We start from the raw sequence: 9,545 nt of genomic DNA, 5'->3' as shown, positions 1-9,545 counted from the left end.
CGTCTCCGCCGCTTCCGCCGCGTCCCAGCGCCTCACCAGCGCCGGTGAAGGGGGTTCTAAGGATAACAACATTGCACCGCAAGTGGAAAATTCGAGAAACCGATAAAAAACTAAATAATTCCACTTTATTGAATAAAAACAACGAGCTGGCTAAAAACTAAATGTCAATTCCCCTAGATCGCCACGGCAGCAGAGCCAAGGAATCGGCTTTTGCACAGGGTTCCCCACAGACTCAGGCGCGAGTCAGGCGGAATCGGCACCTCGGAATCGATTCAGGGGGTTTGAAACGGACAGGCGCAACACGAGCAGACCTACAATCAGGGACAGGTATATCACCGGCTCGATCTGAAAGCCCTTCGCCAGCATGACATAATGCAGCCCCCCCAAGATCGCCGCCGGATAAACCAGACGCTGGAGACTTCGCCAACGTGCACCTAGTCGCCGCACAGACAGATTGTTCGACGTCACCGCCAGTGGCAGCATCAAGACGAAAGCCGCCATACCCACCGTTATATAAGGACGCTTTACAATATCGGCCCAGATCTGGCTGGGCACCTGAACATCCAGAACCAGCCAAACCAACAGGTGCATACTGACATAGGCAAACGTCAGCACACCAAGGGCGCGCCGGAATTTCAGCAGATTCAACCCAAGAAGTCGTCGAGCAGGAGAAATCGCCAATACAACAATCAATAGCTGCAGCGCCAACTCTCCGTATCTGTGCTCTAACGCCTCAATGGGGTCAACGCCCAAGCCGCCGGTCAAACCCTGATAGAACAGCCAGGGCGCAGGAAGCCCACCCAAAAGGTAGATGGCCCATACTGGGATCCGGCGAAGTATCGAGTTCAAGGTTTGCATGCGCTCAATAGTATGACGACAGGTCCATGCCGTCGTAAAGGCTCGCGACTTCGGACTCATAACCATTGAACATCAATGTGGGGACGCGCTTGGCGAATAGCCCTCCGCCGATCTGGCGTTCCGAAGCCTGCGACCAACGTGGATGATCAACGGTTGGATTCACATTGCTGTAAAAGCCATATTCACGCGGGCTGGCCATATTCCAACTGGTCGGGGGTTCCACATCCGTCAGAGTGATGCGGACGATCGACTTGATGGACTTGAAACCGTATTTCCACGGAACAACCAAACGCAGCGGAGCCCCATTCTGGTTCGGGATCGGGCGATCGTAAATCCCGGTCGCCATTATTGTCAGCGGGTGCATGGCTTCGTCCAACCGCAGACCTTCGCGATACGGCCACTCCAGAACCGGGTATTGAACACCCGGCATTTCGTCGGGCCGATAGGCCGTTTCAAACGCGACGTACTTGGCGCCTTCCTGAACACCCGCCATGTTCAACAAGTCCGCCAGCTCGAACCCGTTCCACGGTATGACCATCGACCAGGCCTCGACACAGCGAAACCGGTAGATGCGCTCCTCCACGGTCATCTCGGACATCACGTCCTTGAAATCATACTCGCCCGGTCTGTCCACCAGACCGTCGATTTTGATGCTCCAGGGTTCGGTCACCAGCATATGAGCGTATTTGGCCGGATCGTCCTTTCGCGTTCCGAACTCATAATAGTTGTTGTACGAGGTGATCTCTTCCCACGTATTCGGATCAAGCGCACCTTCGGCCGCAGCCGCGCGCGACATCCCTGCCAGCCCGATCCCTGCCAGCCCCGCCATAACCTGACGGCGGTTCAAGAACGCGCTCCGCGGCGTGACATCAGCCTGTGTCAATGTGTTGGTCCACCGGTGCGCCATCAATGTCTCCGTACTTGGTCAGCCTTGGGGTTCAGATAGTTCGCTCTTACCACAGGACCAAAGCAACTTGCGTCACGATTGGGAGAAGAGACTGTAACGAAACACGCACCCGACGATATTTCCCTGTAACCGACGCCTCCTAACAAAGTGGACCCTGCGTCACCCTTGATATTGGCGCTAGGCAGCGCACAGTTCCCGAGGTTAAGTTTTCAAAGGCGCAAGGGACGGAGAATACGGCCAATGGTTTTTGGCCGCGTGGATAGCGCCGAGGAAAAAGACGACAATATGATCGGAAAGGACGAATTATGAAATCGAAACTGGCTGCGGGCCTGTCGTTGGTTCTGTTTATCGCGGCGTGCGCCGAGAAAGAAACCTACCCAATCACGGGTTGTGACGCGGACGAGACCTTTCCGGTGACCTGCGAAGAAATCGGTGAAGACACCGATCTGGATCAAAACAACGCGCAAGACCTGAACGCGTTGCCGACCGGCGCTTGACGTCTTGTGATCAAATGCGCTGGGGCTGCGAAGACTCCGGCGTCATTCAAGAACGAACCCGCCAGAGTCTGGCGGGTTTTCCGTTCGCTCCTTTTAAAAAAGCACGGCGCATTCGCCTTTGGACATCTGGCAGGGCGTCAGGCTGGTTGCAGTAGTCAGACCTTCGCCGAAAACACGCTTGGCCAGCGGGACAGAACGGGCACACTGCGTCTTTCGTCAAATTTCTGCCTTACATGGTCGGCAGGTATGAACGCGAAGATTTGTACCCTAAATAAGAGTCATCACCCTATGCTTAGAATTCTCGCCCTTTGCAGCACGCTGCTGGGTAGCCCTGCGCTGGCGGACCTCCAGTCCTGCCAGAACCTGTATGCTCAAACGCCTCTGATCCTGAGCGATCTGAACCTGGTCGATTCCTACAGTTACGAAGACGATTTTCCCGGCCTCGGATACTCGATAACATTTGCGGACACGACATCCCAGCTGACCATCTTCCTCTATGACCATGAGCAACAGGTCATCCCGCCGGAAATGGCACTGGACAGTTTTCACCAAGCCCTTGGGGACATCACCGCGTCTACCAATAACCGAGGGGTCGAACTGGGCGAGATCAGCGCCTATCAGATACAAGACACTGCGCAGCAATTACCGCTGCGGGCCGAAGCGCGGACATCTGATGGGTTTTCTGAACTTCTGGCGATCGGGGTCGTGGACAACTGCATTATAAAGCTGAGGTTCACGACCGAGTTTGAAATAGAAAAAGCCAAAGGCCTGATGGACGTTGTCACCGGCTATTTGAACGAAGGCTTCGTCAACCCGGCATGAGAAACCCGCCATTTGGCGGGTTTCCCGTTCACTATACGTGGATCAATGCACTACGGCATCATCCGGGCGCGGGCGATCGGACGTGCCCAATCGGTCACCGATGATCAACCCTTCGGCACCGGCAGATACAGGCACGGTCTCACCATCCTTGATCTCACCAGCCAACAGAGCTTCGGCCAGCGGGTTCTGCAACGCGCGTTGGATCACACGCTTCAACGGGCGCGCACCAAAGACCGGGTCATAGCCTTCGTTGGCCAGCCATTCCTTGGCACCATCGTCCAGGGCCAGCTCGATCTTGCGGGCAGCCAGACGTTTTTGCAGACGCGCCATCTGGATATCGACGATGCCATCCATGTCGCCCCGCTTGAGCCGATCAAAGATGATGGTCTCGTCCAGACGGTTCAGGAATTCGGGCCGGAAATGCGCCCGGACCGCGTCCATCACATCCCGCCGCGCCTGCGCACTGTCGGCACCTTCGGGCAGTTGGCTCAGCGCCTGTGAACCAAGGTTCGACGTCAGGATGATCAGCGTCTGCTTGAAGTCCACCGTGCGACCCTGACCATCGGTCAGCACACCATCGTCCAGAACCTGCAACAGCACGTTAAACACGTCCGGGTGCGCCTTTTCGACCTCGTCAAACAGCACGACCTGATAGGGTCTGCGGCGCACGGCTTCGGTTAGCACACCGCCTTCGTCATATCCGACATAGCCCGGAGGGGCACCGATCAGACGGGCGACCGCGTGTTTCTCCATGAACTCGGACATGTCGATGCGCACCATCGCGTTGTCGTCGTCGAACAGAAAGTTCGCCACAGCCTTGGTCAGTTCGGTCTTACCCACGCCAGTTGGCCCGAGGAACAGGAACGAGCCCAATGGCCGATTCTCGTCATTCAGCCCGGCACGCGCGCGGCGCACGGCGTTGGCGACGGCGGTCACTGCCGCATCCTGACCAATCACGCGGGAGTGCAGATCGTCTTCCATCCGCAGCAGCTTCTCACGCTCGCCTTCCAGCATTTTCGAGGTCGGGATACCCGTCCAACGCTCGACAACGCTGGCGATCTGTTCCGGGCGCACCGTTTCCTCGGCCATCATGGCGTTGCTTTCGGCGTTTTCTGCCTCGGTCAGCTTTTTCTCCAGCTCGGGGATGACGCCATAGGACAGCTCACCCGCCTTTGCCAGATTGCCTTCGCGCTTGGCGATCTCAAGATCAGCCCGCGCCTTGTCGAGCTGTTCTTTCAGATCACGCGCACCGGCCAGCTTGTCGCGTTCAGCCTGCCACTGAGCGGTCATCTCGGCGGATTTCTCCTGCAGATCGGCCAGATCTTTTTGCAAGGTCTCCAGTCGATCCTTGGAGGCCGCGTCATCTTCCAGCTTCAGCGCCTCTTCCTCGATCTGCATCTGCAGGATCTGGCGATCCAACTGATCAAGTTCCTCGGGCTTGCTGTCCACCTCCATCCGCAACCGCGACGCGGCTTCATCAACAAGGTCGATGGCTTTGTCGGGCAGGAAACGGTCGGTGATATAGCGATGCGACAGGGTCGCCGCCGAGACCAGTGCCGAATCCGAGATGCGCACGCCGTGGTGCAGTTCGTACTTTTCCTTGATGCCACGCAGGATGCTGATCGTGTCCTCGACCGTTGGTTCAGTGACCATCACGGGCTGGAACCGGCGTGCAAGAGCCGCGTCTTTTTCGACATATTTGCGGTACTCGTCCAGCGTGGTCGCACCGATACAATGCAACTCACCCCGTGCAAGCGCAGGCTTGATCAGGTTTGCCGCATCCATCGCGCCATCGGACTTACCCGCGCCGACCAGCGTGTGCATTTCATCGATGAACAGGATGATCTCACCGGCGGCCTCGGTTACTTCGGTCAAAACCGCTTTGAGGCGTTCCTCGAACTCGCCACGGTATTTCGCACCGGCAATCAGCGCACCCATGTCCAGCGCAAGCAGCTTCTTGTCCTTCAACGATTCCGGCACGTCGCCATTTACGATGCGCAGGGCCATGCCCTCGGCAATCGCGGTTTTACCGACGCCGGGTTCCCCGATCAGAACCGGGTTGTTCTTGGTCCGGCGCGACAGAACCTGCATCGAGCGGCGGATTTCCTCGTCGCGTCCGATAATCGGGTCAATCTTGCCTTCAGCCGCGGCTTCGGTCAGGTCGCGCGCGTATTTCTTGAGCGCGTCATAACCTTCCTCGGCCGACGCAGTATCAGCCGTGCGCCCCTTTCGGATGTCGTTGATCGCCTCATTCAGCTTCTGTGCAGTCACAGCGCCATCTTCCAAAGCGTCCTTGGCTTTGGATTTTACCATGCACAACGCCATTAGAATGCGTTCAACCGGCACGAAGCTATCGCCAGCTTTGGTCGCGATCTTCTCAGCCTCATCCAGAACCTTGGCGGTTTGCCCGTCCAGATAGACCTGACCCGCATCCCCGCTGACTTTCGGAATCTTGGCCATTGAAGCATCCAGCGCGTTGACAACGCGGCTGGGCGCACCGCCTGCGCGTGAAATCAGGTTGCTGGCCAGCCCCTGATCGTCATCCATTAATGCTTTGAGTAAATGCTCGGGCGTCAGTCTTTGATGCTCTTCGCGCATTGCGATTGTCTGCGCTGCCTGCACGAAACCCCGTGCCCGCTCGGTGAACTTGTTCAAGTCCATGTTATTCTCCTTTTCTCAAGCGCCCTGTTTTGATGCGCCCGCTTTGCGGCACGCGTCGGTCAGAGCCTCACATTCAATCTGGGAAATATCTTACCCGGTTCAAGAGGCCGAGCTGCAGATTCCGGCCCTATCTGCGCGGCACCGTATAAACCGTATAGCCTCCGGTTTTCGCCACCTCTCGTGCGCCATACATCTCGACCAGAGATTGCGCCGCGTCGCTCCCTGTCGGGCAAGATACAAGGTCTGCTGAATCGTCCAGAAAATTGACCGTAAAGGCCGTTTCGCCGGTGACCTGACAGTCGTCGTCGGTCGAGCGATATCCCCGCACAAGCCGCAGGTTGTCGTTGGTCGGTGATCTGACGACCGTGTCGGCGGCTTCGGTTTCCAGCGGCATATCCTGACACCCTGCCGCTGCCAGCGCCAGACCACACACAAATACAGTCCTTACCATCTGTCCCATTTCAAATTCCATCCGTGCAATCCACGCGCATGATAACACGATGAGCGCCCAGCGCCGTGATCTGAATCACACGGCAGTCCTGCATGGACACAGACACCCAAACCCGTTACCACGCAGACGTTTGCCAAAAAGGAGCGCCCAATGTCCGACGACCGCCTGATCGTAGCCCTAGATGTCCCCAATGCCCTGCAGGGGCTGGCCATGGCCGAGCGGCTTGGCGACAGCGTCTCCTTCTACAAGATCGGTCTGGGTATGCTGACCGGCGGCGGGCTGGCTTTGGCCAATGAACTCAAACAAGATCACGGCAAACGCATCTTTCTGGACATGAAACTGTTCGACATCGGCAATACGGTCGAAAACGCTGTGCGAGGGCTGGCGCAGTTCGATCTGGATTTCCTGACAGTGCATGGCGATCCACATGTGGTGCGCGCCGCGAAAGAAGGTGCTTCGGGCAAAGACTTGAAAATCCTTGCGGTCACGATCCTAACGTCGCTGAACCGCGATGATCTGGATGCAAGCCTGCTGAAAGAGGGCGACGTGCAGGAACTGGTTGTTGAGCGTGCCGCCCGCGCACTTGAGGCCGGGGCAGATGGCGTCATTGCCAGCCCGCAAGAGGCCGCGCTGATCCGTGCTTTGCCACAGGCCGAAGGTCGCCTGATCGTCACCCCCGGCGTTCGCCCGACCGGGGCCGCTTTGGGCGATCAAAAGCGTGTCGCGACCCCTGCCAGCGCAATCGGAGACGGCGCCGATCACATCGTAGTCGGACGCCCAATCTATCAGGCAGAAGATCCGAAAGCGGCCGCCGAGGCAGTTCTTGCTGAGTTAAATTCTTTGGCTCAGCATTAGTCGCGGTATCGGGAATCGGTTGGAAATCACCACAAAACACAGGCCAACCGGTTGACCTCACGTCGCTTTTTCCAAAATCCGCGCCAAATCGTCCCTGTGCCCGAAAACACACATGAAAAATACGAGATTTGGCTATGTGACCTAGGTCCTATCGAAATGCGGGGTTTTGAGCGATTCTAAGGTCGTGATACTCCCCGCGGACCGTATCTTCCTGAGGTCCGTCACCTCCCCCCGCCCACTTGCGGGGGGTCTTCTTTTGGACTGAATGGCCCGAACGCAATCGTCGGTACTTTGCCCGGCTTGGCAGCGTGGTATAAGGGGCTTCCCGAAACAAACACCCGCAGTACGGAACCGTTCTGATGCCCGGCTTTTGCCGCGATTGCCTGTCCATATCCTCGGATGCACGCCGATGCGGTGACTGTGGCAGCCCCCGGATCAAGTCGCATCCCGAACTGTTTGACCTGTCGATCGCGCATATGGATTGCGACGCGTTTTATGCCTCGGTCGAAAAAAGGGACAACCCGGAACTCGCGGATAAGCCGGTGATCATTGGCGGAGGCAAACGTGGCGTCGTCTCAACCGCGTGCTATGTTGCCCGCATCCGAGGGGTGCGGTCAGCGATGCCGATGTTCAAGGCGCTGCAACTCTGCCCGGACGCCGTCGTGATCAAACCACGCATGTCAGTTTATGCCGAGGTCTCGCGCGAGATACGCGCCATGATGGATGAACTGACCCCCGTGATCGAACCCCTGTCTCTGGACGAGGCGTTCATGGACCTGTCTGGCACCGAACGCCTGCACGGTGCGCCGCCCGCTGTCATGCTGGCCGGACTTGTAAAGCGTATGAAGGACGAGCTGGGCGTCACAGGCTCGATCGGGCTGTCGCATAACAAGTTCCTGGCGAAGGTTGCGTCGGACTTGGATAAACCACGCGGGTTTTCGGTGATCGGACAGGCAGAAACGGCATCTTTCCTACATGAAAAGCCCGTCCGCCTGATCTGGGGCATCGGCCCTGCCGCACAGGAGTCGCTGGATCGTGCCGGTATCCGCACATTTTCCGACCTGTTGCGCTGGGATCAAGAGGCTCTGACCGCGCGGTTCGGATCAATGGGCTATCGGCTTTGGCATCTGGCGCGCGGACAGGACAAGCGCCGCGTTTCCGCGCACGAGCCGATGAAATCCATCAGCAACGAAACCACGTTCTTTGAAGATACAGCCAACTTGGACATCCTCGATGGCCACCTGTGGCGCATGGCGGAAAAAGTGGCTGACCGGGCCAAGGCCAAAGGTTTGGCGGGGCGAGTCGTGACCCTGAAGCTGAAAAAAGCCGACCACAAAGTACTAACCCGGCGCGTGTCGCTGCGAGATGCAACCCAGATCGCGGATCGTATTTACCGCACGGCTCGTGGGTTGTTCGATCAGGTAGGGGATCAGGGCCCATACCGCCTGTTGGGTTGTGGCATCTCCGATCTTTGTTCAGAAGATCAGGCCGACATTTCGGGGGACTTGCTGGACCCCAACGCCACCCAGCGGTCGCAAGCGGAACGCGCCACGGATGAAATCCGACGCCGTTTCGGAACCGACGCCATCGTCAAGGGTCGTGCCTTGCGGTGACGTTACTCTGCGGCCAGCCGCAAAGACTCATCGCCGATCTGTGAGATATCCATGATGACCTGCCGCAGGGTGTCCCGGAACGGGGCGAAATTGGCATTTGGCGCGATCCGGGTTTCGTCCATATAAAGCGAACGGTCGATCTCAATCTGGACTGCATGCTGATTGCGTCCGGGCCGCCCATATGTCTGCGTCACATAAGCCCCCGCAAATGGCGCGTTCCGAGCGACCGTCAACCCGGCAGCGACAAACGCCGCCTCGATCCGATCTACGATCTCGGGCGAGGCTGAGGCTCCAAACCGGTCGCCCAACACAATCTGTGGTCGCCGGGTGCCACTTGATCCGGCCATTGCAACCGCCTCATGCGGCATCGAATGACAATCAACCAGAATCGCCTGCCCGAACGAATCCAACGATTCCTTTAACAAGGACTTCAGACGCGCGTGATAAGGCCGCCAGCAGGTGTCGATACGCAGACGCGCTTCGTCCATCGTCAGCTTACCGCGATAAATCGCACGGCCATTGGCAACGACCCGCGGAATCACTCCCAACCCCGACGCCACCCGAGGGTTGTGACCCTGACGGCGCGCGCCTTCGATCAAAGCCGGGTCCAGTTCCTCGGCACTGCGGTTGAGGTCCAGATAGGCGCGGGGTTTCGTCGCTGAAATCAGCGGCGCGCCATATTCGGCAGCAGGCGAAAACAACTGATCCACAAAGGCATCTTCCGAAGATCGAATCACATCGCGGCTCAGAACAGTTCGTTGCAGCAACGATTGCGGGTAATTCCGACCGCTATGAGGAGAGGAATACACAACACAAGACGTGCGCTTGGCGGGCAAATCCAATACATAGGCGGTGTTCTGCATAACGACTCCTTGTTCGCG

9 protein-coding genes are annotated in these 9,545 nt (G+C 57.8%); 4 read left to right on the top strand and 5 right to left on the bottom strand.

The features are described 5' to 3' along the window. Window positions 1-243 precede the first annotated feature (243 nt). Together msrQ and msrP are read right to left on the bottom strand one after the other, a co-directional pair. A complete protein-coding gene (gene msrQ, locus ACR0B7_RS15570; RefSeq protein ID WP_170486406.1) occupies window positions 244-858 on the bottom strand; it encodes a protein-methionine-sulfoxide reductase heme-binding subunit MsrQ in 615 nt (204 codons plus the stop codon). A 4-nt stretch (window positions 859-862) separates the two neighbouring features. Next, entirely contained in the window at window positions 863-1,765 is a 903-nt protein-coding gene (gene msrP / locus ACR0B7_RS15565) for a protein-methionine-sulfoxide reductase catalytic subunit MsrP (RefSeq protein WP_170570812.1), read from the bottom strand. Window positions 1,766-2,070: 305 nt separating this feature from the next. Between msrP and ACR0B7_RS15560 the strand changes: the two genes are divergently transcribed. Continuing rightward, the gene (locus ACR0B7_RS15560; protein ID WP_170390062.1) at window positions 2,071-2,262 is read left to right on the top strand and encodes a hypothetical protein; all 192 of its coding nucleotides are present in this window, start codon (window positions 2,071-2,073) and stop codon (window positions 2,260-2,262) included. Between the two features lie 288 nt (window positions 2,263-2,550). Further along, window positions 2,551-3,084, top strand: a complete 534-nt coding sequence (locus ACR0B7_RS15555) for a hypothetical protein (RefSeq protein WP_170486408.1) — start codon at window positions 2,551-2,553, stop codon at window positions 3,082-3,084. Between the two features lie 42 nt (window positions 3,085-3,126). Here the strand turns inward: ACR0B7_RS15555 and clpB are convergent, their stop codons facing one another. Together clpB and ACR0B7_RS15545 are read right to left on the bottom strand one after the other, a co-directional pair. Beyond that, window positions 3,127-5,745: an ATP-dependent chaperone ClpB gene (gene clpB / locus ACR0B7_RS15550; RefSeq protein WP_170486409.1), complete on the bottom strand. Its 2,619-nt coding sequence runs from the start codon at window positions 5,743-5,745 to the stop codon at window positions 3,127-3,129. 127 nt (window positions 5,746-5,872) lie between these two features. After that, on the bottom strand, window positions 5,873-6,205 hold the full coding sequence (locus ACR0B7_RS15545; protein ID WP_480681929.1) for a hypothetical protein: 333 nt from the start codon (window positions 6,203-6,205) through the stop codon (window positions 5,873-5,875). A 141-nt stretch (window positions 6,206-6,346) separates the two neighbouring features. Here ACR0B7_RS15545 and pyrF point away from each other — a divergent pair, with 141 nt between their 5' ends. Together pyrF and ACR0B7_RS15535 are read left to right on the top strand one after the other, a co-directional pair. Beyond that, window positions 6,347-7,051, top strand: a complete 705-nt coding sequence (pyrF, locus tag ACR0B7_RS15540) for an orotidine-5'-phosphate decarboxylase (protein WP_170568058.1) — start codon at window positions 6,347-6,349, stop codon at window positions 7,049-7,051. A gap of 359 nt (window positions 7,052-7,410) precedes the next feature. Continuing rightward, entirely contained in the window at window positions 7,411-8,664 is a 1,254-nt protein-coding gene (locus ACR0B7_RS15535; RefSeq protein ID WP_170486411.1) for a DNA polymerase IV, read from the top strand. A gap of 2 nt (window positions 8,665-8,666) precedes the next feature. Here ACR0B7_RS15535 and ACR0B7_RS15530 read toward each other — a convergent pair whose 3' ends face one another. Beyond that, window positions 8,667-9,527 carry an N-formylglutamate amidohydrolase gene (locus ACR0B7_RS15530; RefSeq protein ID WP_170486412.1) on the bottom strand — a complete coding sequence of 287 codons (861 nt, stop codon included), beginning with the start codon at window positions 9,525-9,527 and terminating at the stop codon, window positions 8,667-8,669. Window positions 9,528-9,545 lie beyond the last annotated feature (18 nt).

It is taken from the genome of Ruegeria sp. BB6 (assembly GCF_056539385.1).
The sequence above is the reverse complement of the archived record's forward strand: the minus strand, read 5'-3'. Positions and strand labels throughout refer to the sequence as shown.